This is a genomic window from Nocardia sp. NPDC052566, assembly GCF_044547285.1.
GTDB lineage: Bacteria > Actinomycetota > Actinomycetes > Mycobacteriales > Mycobacteriaceae > Nocardia.
Genome location: NZ_JBIUAF010000003.1, coordinates 1,054,245 through 1,074,696, shown reverse-complemented (window position 1 = coordinate 1,074,696; position 20,452 = coordinate 1,054,245). Strand labels below are relative to the sequence as shown.

Below are 20,452 nucleotides of genomic sequence, written 5' to 3'. Positions count from 1 at the left end.
GACATGAGTGACCCCATCGCGCCCGCGTTCGACCCCGCGCTCTGGTCCTTCGAGACCAAGCAGATCCACGCGGGCCAGACACCGGACGAGAGCACCGGCGCCCGCGCACTGCCGATCTACCAGACGACGTCCTACGCGTTCCGGGACACCGATCACGCGGCCGCGCTGTTCGGGCTGGCCGAGCCGGGCAATATCTACACCCGGATCATGAACCCCACTCAGGACGTGGTCGAGCAGCGCATCGCCGCGCTGGAGGGTGGCGTCGCGGCGCTGCTGCTCGCCTCCGGGCAGGCCGCGGAGACCTACGCGATCCTGAACCTGGCCTCGGCGGGCGATCACATCGTGTCGAGCCCGCATCTCTACGGCGGCACCTACAACCTCTTCCACTACTCGCTGCCCAAGCTCGGCATCGAGGTCTCCTTCGTGGACGACCCGGACGATCTGGCGCAGTGGCAGGCCGCCGTCCGCCCGAACACCAAGGCGTTCTACGGCGAGACCATCGCCAACCCGAGCAGCGCGGTGCTCGACATTCCCGGCATCTCCGGTGTCGCGCACGCGGCCGGGCTGCCGCTGATCGTCGACAACACCGTCGCGACGCCGTATCTGATCCAGCCGCTGGCGCACGGCGCCGACATCGTTGTGCATTCGGCGACCAAGTACCTCGGCGGCCACGGCGCCGCGGTGGCCGGCGTGATCGTCGACGGCGGCGCCTTCGACTGGACCGTGCGCGACGCGAACGGCGAGCCGCGCTACCCCGGCTTCACCACCCCGGATCCCAGCTACCACGGCGCGGTGTTCGCCGATCTCGGCGCGCCCGCCTTCGCGCTCAAGGCGCGCGTGCAGCTGCTGCGCGATCTCGGCGCGGCGATCTCGCCGTTCAACGCGTTCCTGATCAGCCAGGGCATCGAGACACTGAGCCTGCGCATCGAGCGGCACGTGGCCAACGCGCAGGCGGTGGCCGAGTTCCTGTCGACGCATCCCTCGGTCGACGCGGTGTACTACGCGGGCCTGCCGGATTCGCCCTGGTACGACCGCGCCAGGCAACTCGCGCCGAAGGGCGCGGGCGCGATCGTCGCGTTCGAACTGCGCGGCGGTGTCGACGCGGGCAAGAAATTCGTGGACGCGTTAGCCCTGCACAGCCACGTAGCTAACATCGGGGATGTGCGTTCCCTGGTGATCCACCCGGCATCGACCACGCACTCGCAGCTGACGCCGGCGGAGCAGCTCGCCGCGGGCGTCACGCCTGGGCTGGTCCGGCTCGCGGTGGGCATCGAGGGGATCGCCGACATCCTGGCCGATCTGCGGGCCGGCTTCACGGCGGCGGCATCATGAGCGCGCGCAGCGAGCGAACCGAAGACACAGCACCCCCGGGCGCGACGGAGCCGAGCGCCAGCGAGGCGGAGGCGTGACCGTGGATACCCAACCGAGCACTTTCCGGTCGTCCGGGGTGGCGCTGCCACCCCCGGACGGGCGGCTCGGCATCATCCCGATCGGGTCGGTCCGGCTGGAGAGCGGCGCCGTCATTCCGGACGTGCACCTGGCCGTGCAGCGCTGGGGCGAGCTGTCCCCCGCGCTGGACAATGTGGTGCTCGTCGAGCACGCGCTCACCGGCGATTCACACGTCACCGGCCGCCCTGACGACATCCACGCGCTGCCGGGCTGGTGGGACGGCATGGTCGGTCCCGGCGCACCGCTGGACACCGACGAGTGGTGTGTCATCGCGACGAACGTGCTCGGCGGCTGTCAGGGCAGCACCGGCCCAACATCGCTGGCCCCGGACGGAAAGCCATGGGGCGCACGGTTTCCGGAGATCTCCATCCGCGACCAGGTGACCGCGGAGGCGGTGCTGCTCGACCTGCTCGGCATCGGGCGGCTCGCCGCCGTCGTCGGCGGGTCGATGGGCGGCATGCGGGTACTGGAGTGGATGGTCGGCACGCCCGAGCGCGTCGGCGCCGCGCTGGTGCTCGCGGTCGGCGCGCGCGCCACCGCCGATCAGATCGGCACCCAGACCACCCAGATCGCCGCCATCAAAGCCGATCCGGACTGGCAGGGCGGCGATTACCACGATTCCGGCCGCGCACCGATGACCGGTATGGGCCTGGCCAGGCGCATCGCGCACCTGACCTACCGCACCGAAGCCGAACTCGACCACCGCTTCGAGAACAGCGCGCAGGCCGACGAGGATCCGTGGCGCGGCGGCCGCTACGCGGTGCAGAGCTACCTGGATCACCAGGCCGAAAAGCTGTGCAACCGTTTCGATCCCGCGACCTATGTGCTGTTGTCGGAGGCGATGAACCGGCACGATGTCGGCCGTGGGCGCGGTGGTGTCGCGGCCGCGCTCGCCGCGACGCCGGTACCGTGCGTGGTCGGCGGCGTCGATTCCGACCGGCTGTATCCGCTACGGACGCAACAGGAATTGGCCGATGGCCTGCCCGGCTGCGACGGGCTAGAGGTCGTGCACTCCCGCGACGGCCACGACGGCTTCCTGACCGAGGCCGCCGCGGTGTCGAAGCTGCTGGTCGAGACCATGCGCATGGCCAAGCTCGCCCGCGGCTGAAAGATCAGTTGCCGCCAGATTTTCCAGTCGACTGAGAACTGACGAGCAGCCCGACTATGGCCTGCACGAAGCCTTCGATGCGCGCGCGGGGATACTCGCCGGGGTCGCTGACCGCGAGCCTGCCGAGCATCTCGGCGATGGTCAGCAGCGAGTTGGTGAGCAGGCCGGAATCCACGGTCACCCACCGCGGTTCGAACGCGAGCCCCATCCGGACCAGCGCCTCGGCCTGATCGAAAATGCCCGCCCGCGAATTCCGCACCGCCTCACGGTATTCGTCCGGTGCGTTGCCGGGACCGGCCAGGATCAGCCGCCAGCGCGTCGGATTCTCCAGTGCCACACCGACGAACGCCTCGACCGTGGCCGAGGCGGCGACCACCGGATCGGCGCCGACGAGATCGGTCGGCAAGGTGTCGGCGACCTGTTCGAGCCCGCGCTCGCGCTCGCGCTCCAGCAGCGCGGCCACCAGCTCGGCACGCGTCTTGAATACGGTGTAGAGCACCGGTTTTCCGACACCGGCCTGCTGCGCCACCGCTTCCATGCTCAGCTCGTGCAACTCCACTCGGCTCAGTACCGCGAACGCGGCGTCGAGTAGCTGGGCGCGGCGCTGCTCGGGAGGCAGGCGTGGCGCGTAGCGCCTGCGCGGCCGATCCGCCGCGGTGTGCGCTGTGGTCACTGCCGTGTCACCTCCATCGATCCATCCTGGCAGGCGCGGCCGCCGCTGGGAATCGGGCCGTTGCCGCAGAATCAGTACAGACACAAATCTTACGCACCCGTTGTATTCAATGCATCCAATTGCTACGGTTGCGTTGTATTCGCCGCCGATAGTCCGGTCGCGCACTGCAAAGGAGCACGTAGATGGCCTTCGATCCGACCACTCTCCGCCGGGACGATTACGGGTTCTTCGGTCCCGACTCCCCCAGCTGGAAGATCTGGACCGCGCCGACCGCGGTGATCGGGTTCCAGCGCGCGGTCGTCCTCGAGCACTTCGACCCGTTCCTGACCGCCGCCGTCGCCGATTCGCGCGGCATCTACAGCGACCCGCGCAAGCGCCTCGACCACACCTTCTCCTACTTCCTGATCGCCGCGATCGCGGACGGCCGCACCGCCATCCAGGCCGCCGAGCACCTGATGAAGGTGCACGCGCCGATGACGGGCATCGAGCCGATCAGCGGAAACCGCTACAGCGCGAACAGTCCGGAGACCCAGCTGTGGATCCACATCACCGGCTGGCATTCGGTACTCAAGGCCTACGAGGTGTTCGGCCCCGGCCCGCTCAGCCCGGCGGAGGAGGCGCGCTACTGGGACGAATGCGCGATCGCCGCCGAACTGCAGACCTGCAACCCGGACGACGTACCGCGCTCGCGCGAGGAAGTGCGCGCCTATTTCGCGAAGGTGCGGCCGCGGCTGTGCACCTCGGAGCGCGCCGAGGAGGGCATGCACCACCTGCTGTGGACCTCCTATCGCAACGGCGCCGGGATCTCGTATGCCATTGGGAGCAGGCTGCTTTCGCTGGCCTCGGTGGCCACGCTGCCGAAGTGGATGCGCAAGCTCGGGCGGTTCGATCGCCCCGGCATCGTCGATCTGGCGATCAAGCTGCCCGCCAAGGTGCTGGTCTGGGGATTCTCCCGGTTCAACTCGTTCGGCCTGCTCACCGCGGCGCCGTTCATCGCGCCGATGGCGGGGCAGATCCTGAAGGAACATCTGAACGCGCAGCCGCCGACGGAACTAAAGACCGTCACCCCGTCCGAGGCCCGCAGCCTGTACGGGACCATGGGCAGGCGCGCGGTGGCCGAAGTCGGCTGAGCGACAACCGATCCGGCGGTGTCCCGCGGGGTGACACCGTCAGATCGCGGCGGCCCGCCTGGCGGCTTCGATCTCGTTGATGTTGGTTTCGATCCAGTCGCGCAGGGCCGCGATCGGGGTGCGCAGACTGCGGCCGAGGTCGGTGAGTGCGTATTCGACGCGCGGCGGGACGGTGGGATGCACTGTGCGCGTGAGGAATCCGTCCGTCTCCAGCTCGCGCAGGGTTTGCGTGAGCATCTTCTGCGATACGCCTTCGATCCGGCGCTGCAGGTCGGTGTAGCGCATGGTGCCGTCCGCGAGCGCGTCGACGATCAGCACCGTCCACTTCCCCGCGATCCGGTCGAGCACTTGCCGCGTAGGACATTTGGCCGAATAGACGTCGGCGGGCAGCCCCGAACCCTCGATCAGCGTACGCACGATATCCATCGTAACGCACTAAAAAGTGCCTTCTTCCTAAAAGAGAGTGACTCTCTGATAGTTAGAAACATGAACGCACAGACACTTTCGGTTCCCGCCGCGATCCGCGCCCGCCGCACCGTCCGCCACTACCGCCCCGATCCGGTGCCCGCGGAGCTGCTCGACGAACTGCTCGACCTCGCGACGCAGGCGCCGAGCGCATGGAACATGCAGGACCGCTCGATCGTGGTGGTGAGCAGCGAGACCGGCCGTAAAGCGTTGTCGGAGGCCGCCTTCGGTCAGCCACAGCCGCTGGAGGCGCCCGTCGTGCTCGTCTTCGTCGCCGAGACCGCGGCATGGGAGGCGGCCAACACCGACATCTCGGCGCAGGCCACCGGCAGCGGCGCATGGAACGAGCAGTTCACGGCCATGTTCGAATCCCGCGCGGAGTTCCACTCGCTGCGCGATCGCGGCCTGATCCGCGAGAACGCGGTGAAGAACGCGATGATCGCCGCCACCTACGTGATGCTCGCCGCGACCAGCCTCGGCCTCGCCTCGGCCCCGATGAACGGCTGGGACCCCGAACTGGTGAAACAGGCCATCGGCATCGCCGACCGCGACGACCTCGCCATCACCGTCATGGTCACCATCGGCTACACCGACGCCCCGCCGCCCCACCCCGGCCGCCGCCCGCGCGAACGCACCGTCCACACCGAGCTCTACGCGGGATGACCGGAGACGCGCCCTAGACCCCGAGGGTGTTGATGGTGGCGGCGATGAAGACGATCGAGGTGCCGAGCAGGGTCAGCGCGCCGACGTCGAATGGCTTGCTGCGCACCGCGAGTAGTCCGACGCGCGCGGTGGGCAGGCACAAACGGAACGCGGCGGCCAGCAGGGTCGCGCCGCCGAAGAACAGCGCACCGCGCCGCCAGCGGTCGGAGGCGACGAACACGATGGCCAGCACGACGACCAGCAGCACGACGACCATCGGCAGGTGGCAGCGCAGGAACTGCTCGCCCCGGCTGCTCCCGCCGGAGGTGTCGACTTCGGTCACGCCGTCGATTCTTGCAGATCCCGCCCGCCCGCCGGCGCGACGCCGCCGACCTCGAGGAGGCACTCCGGCGTCAACCCATTGAAATGCCCTACTACAGGGCGTAGTTTCAAAGGAGGTTCGAGATATCTGAACATAAGGGGTGGCGATGCGAGCCTTCACGCGAATTTGGCACTATCTCCAGGCATTTCGGCAGGCGAAGCGCAACCGGTCCGACCTGACCGGCTGGCTCGTCCGGCGGCCGCAACTGCTGTCCGCCACGATGGCGTACGAGACAGCGCTGCTGTTCAGCAACCGCCTCGATCCGAGGCTCAAGGAGCTCGCCGAGCTGAAGACCGCGGGACTGGTCAGCTGCGAGTTCTGTCTCGATATCGGTTCCGCACTGGCCAATTCGTCCGGCATCACCGAAAAGCAGCTGCTCGACCTGCCGCGCTACCGAACCAGCGACGCGTACACCGACCTCGAGCGCCTCGTCCTGTCGTTCGCCGAGGCCATGACCTCGACCCCCGCCGTCGGCACCATCCTCACCGACCTGCGCACCGACCTGCTGACCCACCTCTCGAAATCCCAACTGACCGAACTGGCCGCGGCCATCGCCTGGGAAAACCAGCGCGCCCGCCTCAACCAGTCCCTCGGCGTGCGCCCCACCGGCATGGCCGACGGCAACGCCTGCGCCCTCCCCGAACCCCCGGCCGCCCAGTGGCCCGTCCGCGACCACCACACCCCCGACCTCATCCAACTCGCGGAAAATCCCCCGGCGTATCCCCCGAACATCGGCTGAGCGCGGTCCGGAGTCCTACCCCGCCGCGCCTGCTGCCCCACCGGATGGCTCGTCGCCGAGTTGTCGCAGGCACCTGGTTGACTGGCTGTCGTGTTCCATTTGATGTTCCATGAGCCCGCTATTCCCGGGAATACCGGGAATGCGATTCGGCTGGTCGCCGGGACCGGGTGTGAGCTGCATCTGATCGAGCCGTTGGGGTTCGATCTCTCCGAGGCGAAATTGCGGCGGGCGGGGCTGGACTACCACGATCTGGCCTCGGTGACGGTGCACGCGAATCTGGCGGCGGCGTGGGACGCGGTACGGCCGGAGCGGGTGTTCGCGTTCACCACGCAGGCAAGCACCCGCTACACCGATGTGGCGTATCGCGAGGGGGATGTGCTGCTGTTCGGGACCGAACCCACCGGACTGCCTGCGGAGGTGCTGCGGGATCCGCATGTCACCGATCAGCTGCGGATCCCCATGCTGCCGGGACGGCGTTCGATGAATCTGTCGAATGCCGCCGCCGTCACCGTCTACGAGGCGTGGCGCCAGCTCGGATTCGCGGGCGGCGGGTAAGACAGTGCGGCACAGATAATTTCAGAGGTCGATCGCGAAGCGTTTGAAGCGGGAGGTGGCGCCGGCGGAAAGGCGGACCGAACTCTTCGAGACGCCGTAGTGCTCGGCGAGCAGTTCGATGGCCGCCTTGTTCGCCTTACCCTCGACGGCGGGCGCCCGCACGTACAGCTGCAGGGTGCCGTCGTCGAGGGTTTCGACGAGTGGGCCTTTACGGCTGTTCGGTTTGATTGTCGCCCGGACGACCCTCGGGGGCACCTGTCGCTCCTGTCCCAGCACCCGGCGCGGCTGGTTGCGTGACCGGAGCGGGTCCGGTCGGTCCGGGAGTCGATTGTCCCGCATCCTTGCCGCGCCGCCGCACCGCCGCCACGATGCCCCACCCGATGGCGCCGAGCACGGCCAGGAAGCCGAGCCACGGCAGCGCCCTGCCGAGGAAGACCACCGCGTCCTTCAGCCAGTTCACCAGCGAGTGCCAGCCCGCGACGAGCCCGTCCCAGAAGCTGTCCGGCCCCTGCTCGGAAGCCTTTGCGGTGCTGGTGATCTCGATGGTCAGCGTGGACAGCGAGACCTCGTCGTCGAGGCGGCGCTTCTGCGCGGTGAGGCTGTCCAGATCGGCCTGCCTGCTGGACAGCGCCTGCTCGGCGGCGAGCAGGTCGGCGGTGTTGGCGGCGCGGGAGATGAGATCGCGCAGCCGGTCGACCGAGGCCTGCAGCGCACGGATCCTGGCGTCGAGGTCCTCCCATTTCATGGTGACGTCGTCGCGGTCGGTCTTCACCTTGGTGACCTTGCCGATGCCGCCGAGGCCATCGATGAACTTGTCCGTCTTGTCGGCGGGCACCCGCACGTTGAGCGCGGCCTCCGCGGGATCGTCGCCGTTGCGCGGCTGTTCGGTCCTGCTGTCGATCCGCCCGCCCGCCGCACGCACCTGATCGGCGATCTTCCCGGCCGCCTCGATGGGATCGTCGGCGACGATGTCGACGCTGCCGGTGATCACCTCCTTGCGCGCCGGAGCGTTGTTGTCCTGCGCGCCTTTCCCCGCGGGGGACTGTTCACGCAACCCCGGCGGAGCGGCAGGCGCCACCGTGTAGGCGCTCGCCCGATCCGGCGCCGATGTCGAACTCTTCTCGCTACCGCAGCCAACCAGCACTGCCAGCCCCAACAGCCCGATACACACCACAGCAAGCTTTCGCATGATTCGCAGCGTAGCGGCTGCTCAGCTGGGAAAAGGCCGACATAACCCTTCTCTAGAAGCTCTCTAATACTTCCTTAAAGTTCGGTGCCGCAAGGGCGCTCGCGCATCCGATCCTCGATCGCGCGCAGCCGCCGCGACATCGGCGGATGGGTGCTGAACAGGCGATCGCGCACCGCGAGCACGCCGCTGGGTGGCGGCGGGCTGGATTCGATCCAGCGCCGTAGCGCGGCCATGAGCGCATAGCCGTATCCGAGATCGACCGCGACCAGATCGGCGGCCGATTCCTCGCGCCGCGACTGCGCGGCCCTGGCCAGTGGCTCGACGAACAGCAGGACACCGAGCACGGCGGCACCGCCGTCCCGCAGCACTGGTATCGACGCGAGGACGGCGGCTACCGCGGCGCCAACCGCCACGAGGAACCGGACGGCGGGCGCACGGTCACCCAGAAATTCCAGTAGCCGTCCGCCCCGTTCGCCCAGCCGCCGCAGGAAGACAGCCGGCATGGCGAGGCATACGTCGAACAATCGGGCTCGCGCGTCGACCACCAGATGGTGGCCGAGTTCGTGCGCGAGTATCGCCTCCAGTTGTCGCGGCGCGAGTTTCGCGATGGCCCAGCTGGTCGCGCCGACCATGCGGGCCGGCGCGGCGAAGGCGTTCAGCTCGTCGGACTGCTGCACCCACAGCGAATAGGGCCAGCCGTCCAACCCCGGCCTGCTCGTGACGTTCGCCCAGGCCGCCGCCAGCCGTTCGGTTTCCGGAGATACCGGCGCCCGCAGCCGAAAGGCCCTGCGCGCCAACCCTTTCCTATTGGGTCGGAACCAGACCCCGTTGACGACCACGGCGCCGAAATACACCCAGAGCACAGCGATCACCGCCGCCGCCCACCGGCCGACCAGCTCGCCGACGACGAAAAGGACCAGCAGGCTGAGCAGCAGTGTCGGCAGCGTCAACAGCAGCGTGGGCACCGGTGACAGATATCGGTTCTTCGGCGGCAGCGCTGGCATATCGTCGCGCTCCGGCGCACCGTCGGTTTCATAGTGAACAGGCATGGCATCAACCCCCCGGTCCGGCCTGCACCCTCGATGGTACTGCGCGAATCGCGCACCGGCTCAGCGGAAATCGCGGGACTTCGAGTCGACGCGCAGGTCCATCCGTCGCAGGTGTTCGGCGACGACGCTGACGGCGCCCTCGGCGTTCTGCACGCGGCCGCGGATGAGCAGAGCGGGGGCGCTCTGGGCGAGACGGCGGTAGCGGGCCCACAGCCCGACCGAGCAGACCACGTTCACCATGCCGGTTTCGTCTTCCAGGTTGAGAAAGGTGACACCGGCGGCGGTGGCGGGCCGCTGGCGGTGCGTGACGGCGCCACCGACCAGCACGCGGGCGCCGTCGGGGACGTCGAGCAGCCCCGACGCCGGGATGACGCCGAGGGCATCGAGTCGGCTGCGCAGGAATTCGGTCGGGTAGCTGCCGGGCGAGACGCCGGTGGACCAGACATCGGCGGCGGCCAATTCCAGTGCGCTCATACCGGGCAGTGCGGGGGCCGCGGTCGCGGCGCCGGTGCCAGGCAGGCGGTCGGGGCGTTCCCCTGCCGCCGCGCCCGCCGCCCACAGCGCCTCCCTGCGGGTGACGCCCAGACTGCCGAGCGCACCCGCGGTGGCCAGCGATTCCGCCTGCGGCACAGTGAGTTCGACGCGCCCGGTGAGATCGAGGAACGAGGTGTACGGACCGAGTTCACGCGCGGCGACGATCTGCTCGGCGAGCTCGTCGCCGATATGCCGGATCGTGGCCAATCCCAGCCGCACCTGAGCGCCGCGCGCCTCGAGGGTCGGCTCGGCGCGGCTGGCATTGATGTCGGGCCCGTGCACCAGCACCCCGTGCCTGCGGGCGTCGGCGACCAGCGACTGCGGCGAGTAGAAACCCATCGGCTGTGCCCGCAGCAGCCCGGCGCAGAAGGCCGCGGGATGGTGCAGCTTGAACCAGGCCGAATAGAACACGATCGAGGCGAAGCTCTGCGAATGGCTTTCCGGGAAGCCGAAATTCGCGAAGGCGTAGAGCTTCTCGTAGATGCGGTCGGCGACCTCGCCTTCGATACCGTGCAGATCGCGCATACCCTGGTAGAGCCGGTTTTTGAGGCGCTCCATGCGTTCCGGGGAGCGCTTCGACCCCATGGCGCGGCGCAGCTGGTCGGCCTCGGCGGCGGTGAAACCCGCGACATCGACGGCCATCTGCATGAGCTGCTCCTGGAACAGCGGAACGCCGAGGGTGCGCTCCAGCGAATTCTCCAGCGCCGGATGGTCGTAGACGGCCTTCTCCAGCTTGTTGCGCCGCCGGATGTAGGGATGCACCGAGCCGCCCTGAATCGGGCCCGGCCGGATCAGCGCCACCTCGACCACCAGGTCGTAGAAATTCCTCGGCTTCAGCCGCGGCAGCGTGGCCATCTGCGCGCGCGACTCCACCTGGAACACCCCCACCGAGTCGGCGCGCGACAGCATCTCGTAGACGGCGGCTTCCTTCAGATCGAGCGCGTGCAGCTCGACGGTCTTGCCCTCGTGCTCGCGCACCATGTCGATCATGTAGTGCAGCGCGGAGAGCATGCCGAGCCCGAGCAGATCGAACTTCACCAAACCGACTGCCGCGCAATCGTCCTTGTCCCACTGCAGCACGCTGCGGCCAGGCATCCGCGCCCACTCCACCGGGCAGACGTCGGCGATGGGGCGGTCGCAGATCACCATGCCGCCGGAGTGGATACCGAGATGCCGTGGCAGCCCCTCGATTTCGGCGGCCAGGTCGAGCACTTCGGCGGGGATGCCGGTGTCGGTTTCGCCGCCGACGCCGGTCCAGCGACTCACCTGTTTACTCCAGGCGTCCTGCTGTCCGGGCGAAAAGCCCAGTGCGCGTGCGGCATCGCGGACGGCCGACTTCCCGCGATAGGTGATCACATTGGCCACCTGGGCCGCGTATGCGCGGCCGTACTTGGCGTAGACGTGCTGGATCGCCTCCTCGCGGCGATCGGATTCGATGTCGACATCGATATCCGGCGGACCGTCGCGCTCCGGGGACAGGAACCGTTCGAACAGCAGCTGATTGGCGACCGGGTCGACATTGGTGATGCCGATGGCGTAGCAGACCGCCGAATTGGCCGCCGAGCCACGGCCCTGGCACAGGATGTCGTTGTCCTTGCAGAAGCTGACGATGTCGTGCACCACCAGGAAGTAGCCGGGGAACTTCAACTCGGTGATCACCGCGAGCTCGTGCTCGAGCTGCCGATACGCCTGCGGGTTCGCCGCGCGTGGACCATAGCGGCATGCGGCGCCCGCGAGGGTGAGCTCGCGCAGCCAGGAGTTCTCGTCGTGGCCGTCCGGCACGTCGAACGGCGGCAGTTCGGGGGCGATCAGCCGCAGATCGAAGGCGCATTCGCGGGCCAGCGCCACGCTGTTCTCGATCGCCTGCGGTATCGCGGCGAACAGCTGCGCCATCTCCGCGCCCGAGCGCAGGTGCGCACCACCGGCGGGGGCCAGCCAGCCCGCGATGTCGTCGAGACTGCGCCTGGCCCGGATCGCGGCAAGCGCCATTGCCCGGCGCCGCTGCGCCGGCGCGGCGAAATGCGCTCCGGTGGTGGCGATTACGGGTAGGCCGAGGCGCTCGGCAAGGGTGAACAGCTTGGCGTTGCGCTCATCGTCTTCCGGTATGCCGTGGTGCGTCAGCTCCACGCTCACCCGGTCGGCGCCGAACCGCTCCATCAGATCACGCAGCGCCGCCTCGGCCTCGGGCAGGCGGGCGCCGCCCGCGCGCAGATCGCGTTCGAGCGCTTGGCGCACATGGCCTTTCCGGCAGCCGGTCATGATGTGCCACTGCCCGCCCGCCGCCGCGGTGAGCGCATCCAGGTCATAGCGGAGGATGCCTTTCTCGCCCGCCGCCAGATGCGCGGCCGCGATCTCGCGGGAGAGGCGGCGGTAGCCCTCCTGACCGCGCGCGAGGACGAGCAGATGTGGCCCGGCGGGATCCGGTGAACCGGTGCGCGGGGCCGAGTCCTGCGCCGCTCCGAGCGATAGCTCCGCCCCATAGATCGTCGGCATCCGCCATTCCTTGGCCGCCTCCGCGAAGCGCACGGTGCCGTAGAAGCCGTCGTGATCGGTGAGCGCGATCGCCGCCAGGCCGAGCCGCACCGCCTCCTCCACCAGTTCCTCGGGCTGACTCGCCCCGTCGAGGAAGCTGTATGCCGAATGCGCGTGCAGTTCCGCGTAGGGCACCACCGGCCCCTCGGGCCGCCGCACCGGCTCGGCCAGGTATTCCCCGCGCTTGCGCGACCACGCCGGGCTGTCGCCGCCGTCGCCCGGATACATCGCGTCCGGATTCGTCCGGCCCGGCCGCCCGGACAGCACGCGCTCCATCTCCGCCCAGCTCGGCGGCCCATTACCCCACCCCACCACATCACCTCCTCGATCTCGAACATACATTCGAATATCCAGGATGGATACGCGGGGGGGCGGCACACTTACGCCACGGGCGCGTCGAGATGCGCGGCGACCCGTTGGAGCAGGCTCATCAGCACTTCGTAGTCCTCGGCCGAGAGGCACTCCATCATGCGCACCCGCTCCACCCCGATCCGCTCGGAAACGCGCCGGTGAACCTCCCGGCCCGCCTCGGTCAGCTCGACGACATCCGCCGCATCGATGCGGATCCAGCCGTCTTCGGCGAACCGATCGGCGTACGGCCGCATCGTCGGCTCGTCGACGGAAAGAAAGGGCGCCATCGCCTGATCGATATCGGCGACCGAAATCGGTTCGCAGGAAATGGTGTTGAGCACCTGCCAGCCACGCCGAGCCAGGCCGTCACCGGCCAGAAGGCTGCCGAAGCGCTCCTCGATGGCGCGGTCGATGTGCTTGAGCCAGTAGCCGAGCGGGCGTTGTTCGCGAACATCGGGCAGTTGCGTCATGCCTGTCACGAGAACCTCCATTACATGTATTTTTACAACAAATGTAAAATAGCATGCATGTCGCGGAGAGACCAACAGGAAGCCGTTGCCGCCGTCGAGCGGGCCATGGTGGCGATTCGGCGCAGCCAATCCCGGCGCTCGCTGAGCCGCATGGCGCCACCGGACGGCGACAAGCCGATCGACCCGACCCTGTTCGGCGTGCTCGACACCATCGAGGCCGACGACCGGCCATGCGCCGTCAACGACATCGCCGCCGCACTCGGCGTGGATCAGCCGAGGGCGAGCCGCCTGGCATTGCGCGCGGAGGAAGCGGGATTGGTGGCGCGCGAGGCCGACCCCACCGACCGGCGGCGCACCTTACTGACGCTCACCGGTCTCGGCCGCGAACAACTCGACCGCACCCATCGGATGCGCCAGGCACTCTTCGCCCAGGTGATGGCGGACTGGCCGGACGCCGATCGCACCGAATTCGCCCGGCTCATCACCACATTCGTCGCCTCGTTCACCGCGCTGACCACCGCGGCCGAATAGCGCGGCGCACAGGTCGAGCGGACCGGGGCGGGGCTCGCCGAATCGAGCTCGCCCGCCCCGGTCCCATTGCCATAAAGCCCTGAATGCGGTGCGGCCGTGACTAGTTGGTCGGCAATGGATCCGTGGAGCCGGCGGCGAGGGCGGCATCGACGTGATCGAGGCCGGAGCGGATGACCTCGCCGTAGGCATCGTCGGCGAGGATGTCGAGATGGCCGCGCGCGATGGTCAATTGCATTCTGGCCATGTCGAATTCGCCGACGCGGCGGTGACTGTCGGCCAGGTTCAGATACAGGGAGGGCAGGAAGCCGCGCATGCCCTCGTCCAGCGGGACACCGGGACCGAAGATCGCCGCGAGCGCCCGCTGATCCCAGAGCAGCGCATCGGCGGCGGCGTCCTGCACATCGGCCAGGTGATGCGCGATCACGCAGCGGTGCAACGGATCACCGCCCTCGCCGAGGTCGCGCCACAGCGTGAGCAGCGCGTCGCGCGCCGCCACCGGGTCCTCGCCGCCGAGCCGCACCGCGGCAAAGATGTCCGCCATCCGATCCTCCGCCATGCGCAGAGTATCGCACATATGTTCGAAGGATTCGAGCGCCGCTCGCCCGTTTCGCCACACTCGGCCGACCCACCCCCGACGTGACGGATCCCACTTGGCGGGTAAACTTACTTGAGAGTAAGTTCGTGTCAACTCGACCTGCAAAGGAGCAGCGATGACCGAAGGCCGCACTCGCCGCACGCGCGACCTCACCGGACGTCACGTCCTGATCACCGGCGCCTCCTCCGGCATCGGCCGGGCGGCGGCGCTGGCCGTCGCGGACAAGGGCGCCATCCTGTTCCTGCTCGCGCGGCGCGGCGACGAGCTCGCGGCCGTGGTCGAGGAGATCCGCGACGCGGGTGGCACCGCCTACGGATATCAGTGCGACGTCACCGATTCCGAATCCGTCGACGCCACCGTCAAGGCCATTCTCGACGAACACGGCCATGTCGACATGCTGGTGAACAACGCGGGCCGTTCCATCCGGCGCGCCATCCACCGCTCCACCGACCGGCTGCACGACTTCGAACGCACCATGGCGGTCAACTACTTCGGCGCGCTGCGGCTGACCCTCGCGCTGCTGCCGCAGATGCGCGAACGCAAGTTCGGCCACATCGTCAACATCTCCAGCGCGGGCGTGCAGGTGGCCACACCACGGTTCGCCGCCTACCTCGCCAGCAAGGCGGCGCTGGACAAGTTCACCGAGGTGGCCGCGGTCGAAACCATGGCCGACGGAGTCACTTTCACCACCATCCACATGCCGCTGGTGCGTACCCCGATGATCACGCCGAGCGGTGATCAGGGCCCGTCCGAATCCCCCGAATGGGCGGCCGCGACCATCGTGCGCGCACTCACCGAGCGCCCCAAGCGCATCGACGTGCCGCTCGGCACCTTCGCCGAATACGGCGCGCTACTCACCCCCAAGCTGCGCGATCGCATCCTGCACCGCTACTACCGCGCGCTGCCCGACTCACCCGCCGCCAAGGGCGAACTGGCCGACGACAGCGATGACGACGCGGAACCCCTTGCCGCGCAACCCGAGCCACGCCAGCGGTCGACCGCCCGCAGGGTCACCGGTACCGCACTGCGCCGCGCCGCACGCTGGGTTCCCGGCACTCACTGGTGAGCGCGACCGGCCGGCGTCAGCTCGGGATCCGATGCGGGTCGGGCAGGTAATGCCAAGCCTGCCTGCGTAATTGGCCGAAGGTGCGGAAGCCGGAGACCGGCGTGTTCGCCGCGACGGTCAGCTGCCGCGCCCCGAGATCGACCACGACGGGCAGTACGCCCGCACCCCACCGCGCCGTCGCGGTCACGCGCGACGGCGCCTCGGGATGCACCCGCTCGGAGACCAGCACGGCGACCGACAGCGCACCGCCGCGACCCGTGCCCGCCACCGCGCGCCTGGCGAATTCACGCACCCGGCGCGGGAAATCCTCGGCCGCCGCGAGCGTCACCCGCTCCACCGCGGCCACCGCGAGCAGCAGCTCCCGCGTCGAACCACGAGTGCCGAGCCTGACCGCACCACCGAACGCCCACAGCGGATCGATCCACAACTGCCCGGCCCGCACCTCGTCCGCCCGCAGCCGCTGCGCCACACCGTCGATGTACGCCTTCACCACCGGCCCGACCGGCGCCGAGACCGGTGCGGCACCGTAGTAATGCCATGGCGCAGTCAGAGATTGCGGCGGCAGCACCGGTGTCGTCGTCACTCGAACTCTCCCTACCCACGCGATCACGGCCCCAAGGCACCCTACCCGCGCGGCAGGGGTGCGGCAGCCCGGCCGCTAGGGCAGGAGTTGGATCGCGTCGGGGACCAGGGCGGTAACGGGTTTGGCGGCGGCGCCACAGCTGGCTTGGCGCGGCGGATAGGCGACAGTGCGTGCGGTGACGCGCCAGCGGCGGCCGTCGCGATGGGTCACCACCGCCGCGCCGGCCGCGGTGGGATCGGTGGTGACCGATTCGGGTTCGGCGCACACGACGAGATCATCGACACCAGCGGAAAGCTGTTCGCGCACAGCGAGTTCGGCGATCTGCTCCAGCGGCTTGTAGCAGCTGCGGCCGCGCAACCCGGCCAGCGAGACAGCCCCGCGGCGGGTCGCCGCGATCGCCTCGGCGATCGCCGCCGCGTCGACGCGACCATAGGTCAGTCCGGACGGCAGCAGGACGACGGCGGGCGCGAAACGGTGACCGCCGGTGTGCGAGCACTCCCAGACCTGGGGATGGTCCGCGGCGAGGGTGGCGGCGATCGGACGGCCGAGCAGCGCGCAGCACTGGTCCCGTTTTCCGTGCGCGCAGACCAGCACCACCGGATCGGCCACCGGCGCACCGATTCCCGGCGGCGGACCGGCGAGCAGATGCAGGTCGATATCGAGCAGCTGCCGCAGGTCGGTGATCTCGAGCCGCTCGCACCAGGAGCCCGCCGCCCGCGAACTCGCGAGCAGAACGGTTCTGGCGCCGGTGAATTCGTTGCGACCCGGCCGCCGGATCAGCGTCGGCCTGACATGCGCGGCCTTCGTGCGCGCCGCCAGCTCGGCGGTGATCGCCGCGCCGAGCACTTCGTCGCCGATCACATCGCGCCCCCACGCGCCCGGCTGCTCCACACACAACCACCCGGTCACATGGGTCGCGCTGCCCGGCAGCGGCTCATCGACCGCCGCCGCGGCCGCGCACGACAATCCCTCGAACGTGGTCATGGGTCAGACCGGCTTCAGCGCCGGGTGATCGAGGGCGGGCACCGTTTCACTCTAGTAATGCCTCATACGGCGAGGAAGGGCAGGACGGCGGCCTCGAATTCCCGGTAGCGGTCGCGGTGGATGCTGTGGCCGCAGGTGAAGGCGGCCACCGTGCAGTCGGGGATGGCGGTGCGCACGATCGCCAGCTTCTCCGGGTCGACCATGCCGCCGGGCCCGCCGCGCAGGACCAGCGTCGGCGCGGTGATCTCGGTCAGCCGGTCCCACCATTCCGGGTTCGGCTTGCGGAACTGCTCGAGCGCGGTGCGGGTCATGGACCGGTCGAAGGCGAGTACGGCCCGCGGATGGCGCAGCACGCTGGTCGTGGCGTGCCACAGCTCCGGAACGGTCGGAAAGCGGCGAGTCAGCTTCACTTCCTCGGCACCGGAGCGCAGCGGCAGCGGGCATTCCTCGATGACCAGGCGACGCACCAGGCCGGGACGCTCCTGGGCGACGCAGGACACGGCGTAACCACCGAGCGAATGCCCGACCAGATCCACCCGGGTGAGCCCGAGGTGATCGCAGAGGTTCAGCACGTCGGCGCCGAATTCGCCGAACAGGTAGGAGTCGGTGTGCGCGCTGCGGCCGTGTCCGCGCAGGTCGGGGACGATCACGCGGCGGCCGGTCCCGGCGAGCACGCGGGCGAAATGGTCCCAGGTGTGCCCGTCGCCGCCCATGCCGTGCACGAGCAGCACGGGGACGTCGTCACCCGTGTCACCGGTATCCCGATACGCGATCCGCACGTCGGCGAACGCGGCCCTCGCGGCAGTCAGCTCCACGATCTCCGAGGGTACTTGGCGAGTTATGCGCAGGTCTGTGAGTTGTCGGAGGAATCACTGCGTCATACGGATCACTGCGCCTGCCGAAAAACGCCTGGCGCGAGCCGACGGACGTGCACGAGACTCGGCCCCATGCCGTCTTTCGCTGACTTCGACCGCCGCAACTACCCCACCGTCGACGTCGCCACCGGATACAACGGATGGGCCCCGACCTACGAGCAGACCGTCATGGACGAGATGGACCTGGCACTGCTGGACCGGCTGCACGCCCCGGACTGGTCGCGCGTGCGGCGCGCCGCCGACCTCGGCTGCGGGACCGGCCGCACCGGCGCGTGGCTGCGCACCCGCGGCATCCCCCACATCGACGGCGTCGACCTGAGCGCGGGCATGCTCGAACGGGCACGCGAGCGCGGCACACACACCACGCTCACCGAGGGCGATGTACGCGACACCGGATTGGCAAGCGGAGCATACGATCTGGTGATCTCCTCGCTGATCGATGAGCACCTGCCCGAGCTGAAACCCTTCTACACCGAGGCATTCCGGCTCGCCGCGCCCGGCGCCACCTGCGTAATGGTCTGCTACCACCCGCAATTCATGATGGTGACCGGCATGCCGACGCACTACACCGCCGCCTCCGGCACACCGCTCGCCATCGATACCCACCTGCACTTGTTCAGCGAACACGTCTCGGCGGCAATCGCCTCCGGCTGGACCCTGGCCGAGGTGGAGGAGGCGCTGGTCGACGACACCTGGCTCGCCGCCAAGCCCAAGTGGTCCGAGCTGCGCGGCCACCCGTTCACCATGGCACTGGTCTGGACGCGCCCGTAATCAGTCGTAAATGCCTTCGGCGCGCCAGGTTTCGCCGTGATAGATGAGCAGCAGCGCGCGGGCGTCGGCGGGTTCCACATCGAGCTGGACCTGCGCACGGGCCAGCACCCCGATATCCGATTCGAGGGTCCACCAGCGTTCGTCGATCGGCCACGGGCCAGCCCATCCGGTCAGGCACCACTGTTTGCTGCCCCACCGCAGCCGCGACGGCAACGCGCTGAGCAGGCCGCGGTCGGTGACGCGAACCGGGGTGCCGTCGGCGGTGGTCAGGTGCACCTGCGGGCGGTTCACCAGGACGACGGCCGGGGCGGGTTCGGGGAGCTGGCCCGGCCACGGCAGGGTGGGGTCGGCGGCCGGAATCGGCTCGTCGCCGAGCGCGACCATGGTGATGCGCTCGGCGGGGCCGCGGCCGCCGCTGAGCACGCCCAGCTGCACCGCCTCACCGCCGAGCAGCCCCTGCACCCGGATCAGCACGCGGCGGGCGCGTTCATCGGTTTCGCCGACGCCGCCCCACAGTCCGAGCTGCAACGCGGCGGCCGCGACCACCTCCACCGGTTCCAGGCGCAGCAGGGTGATCGGCGCGGTGGGCCTGGCGCCGTCGCGCCGGGTGAGCCAGCCGTCCAGTTGCCAGCGCACCCGATCGGCGGTGCCCTCGGGGGTCAGCGGCTCCGCGCAGCGCCAGATGCGCGAGAGTTCTTCGCCCGCGGCGGTTTCCGCGACCACCGCGAGCCGGGTGCATGCCACGCCCGCCGCCGAGAGCTTGGCGTGCAACCTGGTGGCGAGCATGCGGCCGGCGAACGCGGCGGCGTCGACCCGTTCGATCGGCGGATCGCAGCTGTAGGCCACGGGCAGGTCCGGCGACGGCGGCCGCGCGGACGGCCTGCGCTCCGGTAGTGCGCGAGCACAGCGGTGCGCCAGCATCACGTCGGTGCCGAAGCGCGAGGTGACCTCGGCGGGCGAGAGCGCGGCGAAATCGCCGACCCGGCGCAAACCCAAGCGGTGCAGCAGGTTCACCAGGTCGGCGCGCTGCGGCGCGGCCAGGCTCGGCTCGACCGCGAGCTCGCTCACCGGCAGCGGCGCGAGGTACTCCGCCCCACCTCCGCGCGGCACGATCGCCCCGCGCCTTGCCGCGATCACCGCCGTCGACAACTCGTCGGCGATACCGATCTGTGCCTCGACGCCGACCGCGGCCACCGTATCGATCAACCGTTCCGCCGCCGCCTCCTCGGATCCGAAGAACCTGGCCGCACCGCGCGCGTTGAGCACGAGCAGCCCAGGCCGCAGCACCTCGACCCCGGGCACCGTCGCGTCGACGGCGAGCACCACCGGCTCGAACAGCCGCGCGTCCCGATCGGGATCGGCCTGCGCCAGAAACAGATCGGGGCATCGCGCCTGCGCCTCACGCCGCTTGAATCCGCGCCGCACCCCCTCGGCGCGCGCGAGCGCCGAACACGCGACCACCTTGTTCGCGGCGAGCACCGCCACCGGCCGCGTCGCGGGCAGTTCCGCCAGCGCGGCCGCAGCGACCGCGGGCCAATCCTGGCACCACACCGCGAGCACCCGTTGCTCCCCGAGCGCCGGGTTCGGCTTCCGGTCACGGTGCCGCACCGGGCACATAGTGCCTCACCTCGCTCACCGGATCGGCGGCCACGCTCGGCGACTGTCGCGTACCCGCCCCGGGGTGCGTGCCAAAAGCTGTCGGGCGCAATAAGATCGGCGACCGTGTACACCCACACCGAAGCACAGAGACGTGCTGCCCGACTCGACGGTCAACCCATC

The 20,452-nt window shown here is 69.4% G+C and carries 22 protein-coding genes; 9 read left to right on the top strand and 13 right to left on the bottom strand.

Going from position 1 to position 20,452, the window contains the following annotated elements:
- Positions 1-3 precede the first annotated feature (3 nt).
- Positions 4-1,332, top strand: coding sequence for a bifunctional o-acetylhomoserine/o-acetylserine sulfhydrylase (locus ACIG5A_RS18660; RefSeq protein WP_397241444.1), 1,329 nt, complete (start codon positions 4-6; stop codon positions 1,330-1,332).
- A gap of 115 nt (positions 1,333-1,447) precedes the next feature.
- Positions 1,448-2,557 (top strand): homoserine O-acetyltransferase, encoded by a 1,110-nt coding sequence (locus tag ACIG5A_RS18655; protein ID WP_397241864.1) that lies wholly within the window; start codon positions 1,448-1,450, stop codon positions 2,555-2,557.
- A 4-nt stretch (positions 2,558-2,561) separates the two neighbouring features.
- Here the strand turns inward: ACIG5A_RS18655 and ACIG5A_RS18650 are convergent, their stop codons facing one another.
- On the bottom strand, positions 2,562-3,230 hold the full coding sequence (locus ACIG5A_RS18650) for a TetR/AcrR family transcriptional regulator (protein WP_397241443.1): 669 nt from the start codon (positions 3,228-3,230) through the stop codon (positions 2,562-2,564).
- 182 nt (positions 3,231-3,412) lie between these two features.
- Between ACIG5A_RS18650 and ACIG5A_RS18645 the strand changes: the two genes are divergently transcribed.
- Entirely contained in the window at positions 3,413-4,360 is a 948-nt protein-coding gene (locus ACIG5A_RS18645) for an oxygenase MpaB family protein (protein ID WP_397241442.1), read from the top strand.
- A 39-nt stretch (positions 4,361-4,399) separates the two neighbouring features.
- On the opposite strand, the gene ACIG5A_RS18640 is transcribed toward ACIG5A_RS18645, so the two are convergent.
- Entirely contained in the window at positions 4,400-4,777 is a 378-nt protein-coding gene (locus ACIG5A_RS18640) for a winged helix-turn-helix transcriptional regulator (protein ID WP_397241441.1), read from the bottom strand.
- Positions 4,778-4,846: 69 nt separating this feature from the next.
- Between ACIG5A_RS18640 and ACIG5A_RS18635 the strand changes: the two genes are divergently transcribed.
- Positions 4,847-5,488, top strand: coding sequence for a nitroreductase family protein (locus ACIG5A_RS18635; protein WP_397241440.1), 642 nt, complete (start codon positions 4,847-4,849; stop codon positions 5,486-5,488).
- Positions 5,489-5,501: 13 nt separating this feature from the next.
- Here the strand turns inward: ACIG5A_RS18635 and ACIG5A_RS18630 are convergent, their stop codons facing one another.
- Positions 5,502-5,744 carry a DUF3017 domain-containing protein gene (locus ACIG5A_RS18630; protein ID WP_397241862.1) on the bottom strand — a complete coding sequence of 81 codons (243 nt, stop codon included), beginning with the start codon at positions 5,742-5,744 and terminating at the stop codon, positions 5,502-5,504.
- Between the two features lie 211 nt (positions 5,745-5,955).
- Between ACIG5A_RS18630 and ACIG5A_RS18625 the strand changes: the two genes are divergently transcribed.
- Both ACIG5A_RS18625 and ACIG5A_RS18620 read left to right on the top strand, forming a co-directional pair.
- Positions 5,956-6,588, top strand: coding sequence for a carboxymuconolactone decarboxylase family protein (locus ACIG5A_RS18625; protein WP_397241438.1), 633 nt, complete (start codon positions 5,956-5,958; stop codon positions 6,586-6,588).
- A gap of 90 nt (positions 6,589-6,678) precedes the next feature.
- Positions 6,679-7,143, top strand: coding sequence for a tRNA (cytidine(34)-2'-O)-methyltransferase (locus ACIG5A_RS18620; RefSeq protein ID WP_397241437.1), 465 nt, complete (start codon positions 6,679-6,681; stop codon positions 7,141-7,143).
- Between the two features lie 21 nt (positions 7,144-7,164).
- On the opposite strand, the gene ACIG5A_RS18615 is transcribed toward ACIG5A_RS18620, so the two are convergent.
- The 5 genes from ACIG5A_RS18615 to ACIG5A_RS18595 form a co-directional block, all read right to left on the bottom strand.
- Complete coding sequence (locus ACIG5A_RS18615) at positions 7,165-7,398, bottom strand: DUF167 domain-containing protein (RefSeq protein WP_397241436.1); 234 nt, start codon at positions 7,396-7,398, stop codon at positions 7,165-7,167.
- Entirely contained in the window at positions 7,352-8,332 is a 981-nt protein-coding gene (locus tag ACIG5A_RS18610; RefSeq protein WP_397241435.1) for a DUF4349 domain-containing protein, read from the bottom strand. The genes ACIG5A_RS18615 and ACIG5A_RS18610 overlap by 47 nt, the downstream gene beginning before the upstream one ends.
- A 74-nt stretch (positions 8,333-8,406) precedes the next feature.
- The gene (locus tag ACIG5A_RS18605; protein ID WP_397241434.1) at positions 8,407-9,381 is read right to left on the bottom strand and encodes a M48 family metalloprotease; all 975 of its coding nucleotides are present in this window, start codon (positions 9,379-9,381) and stop codon (positions 8,407-8,409) included.
- A gap of 60 nt (positions 9,382-9,441) precedes the next feature.
- Complete coding sequence (locus ACIG5A_RS18600) at positions 9,442-12,759, bottom strand: error-prone DNA polymerase (protein WP_397241433.1); 3,318 nt, start codon at positions 12,757-12,759, stop codon at positions 9,442-9,444.
- Positions 12,760-12,827: 68 nt separating this feature from the next.
- Positions 12,828-13,277, bottom strand: a complete 450-nt coding sequence (locus tag ACIG5A_RS18595; RefSeq protein WP_397241432.1) for a MarR family winged helix-turn-helix transcriptional regulator — start codon at positions 13,275-13,277, stop codon at positions 12,828-12,830.
- A gap of 48 nt (positions 13,278-13,325) precedes the next feature.
- Here ACIG5A_RS18595 and ACIG5A_RS18590 point away from each other — a divergent pair, with 48 nt between their 5' ends.
- Positions 13,326-13,799 carry a MarR family winged helix-turn-helix transcriptional regulator gene (locus ACIG5A_RS18590; RefSeq protein ID WP_397241431.1) on the top strand — a complete coding sequence of 158 codons (474 nt, stop codon included), beginning with the start codon at positions 13,326-13,328 and terminating at the stop codon, positions 13,797-13,799.
- Positions 13,800-13,899: 100 nt separating this feature from the next.
- Here ACIG5A_RS18590 and ACIG5A_RS18585 read toward each other — a convergent pair whose 3' ends face one another.
- On the bottom strand, positions 13,900-14,355 hold the full coding sequence (locus ACIG5A_RS18585; RefSeq protein WP_397241430.1) for a hypothetical protein: 456 nt from the start codon (positions 14,353-14,355) through the stop codon (positions 13,900-13,902).
- 154 nt (positions 14,356-14,509) lie between these two features.
- Here ACIG5A_RS18585 and ACIG5A_RS18580 point away from each other — a divergent pair, with 154 nt between their 5' ends.
- Positions 14,510-15,460: an SDR family NAD(P)-dependent oxidoreductase gene (locus tag ACIG5A_RS18580; protein ID WP_397241429.1), complete on the top strand. Its 951-nt coding sequence runs from the start codon at positions 14,510-14,512 to the stop codon at positions 15,458-15,460.
- 16 nt (positions 15,461-15,476) lie between these two features.
- Here ACIG5A_RS18580 and ACIG5A_RS18575 read toward each other — a convergent pair whose 3' ends face one another.
- From ACIG5A_RS18575 to ACIG5A_RS18565, 3 genes are all read right to left on the bottom strand, one after another.
- Positions 15,477-16,043, bottom strand: a complete 567-nt coding sequence (locus ACIG5A_RS18575; RefSeq protein ID WP_397241428.1) for a hypothetical protein — start codon at positions 16,041-16,043, stop codon at positions 15,477-15,479.
- A gap of 75 nt (positions 16,044-16,118) precedes the next feature.
- The gene (locus tag ACIG5A_RS18570; protein ID WP_397241427.1) at positions 16,119-17,027 is read right to left on the bottom strand and encodes a sucrase ferredoxin; all 909 of its coding nucleotides are present in this window, start codon (positions 17,025-17,027) and stop codon (positions 16,119-16,121) included.
- Between the two features lie 62 nt (positions 17,028-17,089).
- Positions 17,090-17,842 (bottom strand): alpha/beta fold hydrolase, encoded by a 753-nt coding sequence (locus ACIG5A_RS18565; protein ID WP_397241426.1) that lies wholly within the window; start codon positions 17,840-17,842, stop codon positions 17,090-17,092.
- 132 nt (positions 17,843-17,974) lie between these two features.
- On the opposite strand from ACIG5A_RS18565, the gene ACIG5A_RS18560 reads away from it, so the two are divergent.
- Complete coding sequence (locus ACIG5A_RS18560) at positions 17,975-18,673, top strand: class I SAM-dependent DNA methyltransferase (protein ID WP_397241425.1); 699 nt, start codon at positions 17,975-17,977, stop codon at positions 18,671-18,673.
- Here ACIG5A_RS18560 and ACIG5A_RS18555 read toward each other — a convergent pair whose 3' ends face one another.
- The gene (locus ACIG5A_RS18555; protein WP_397241424.1) at positions 18,674-20,281 is read right to left on the bottom strand and encodes a DNA polymerase Y family protein; all 1,608 of its coding nucleotides are present in this window, start codon (positions 20,279-20,281) and stop codon (positions 18,674-18,676) included. It lies immediately after the preceding gene.
- Positions 20,282-20,452: the final 171 nt, after the last annotated feature.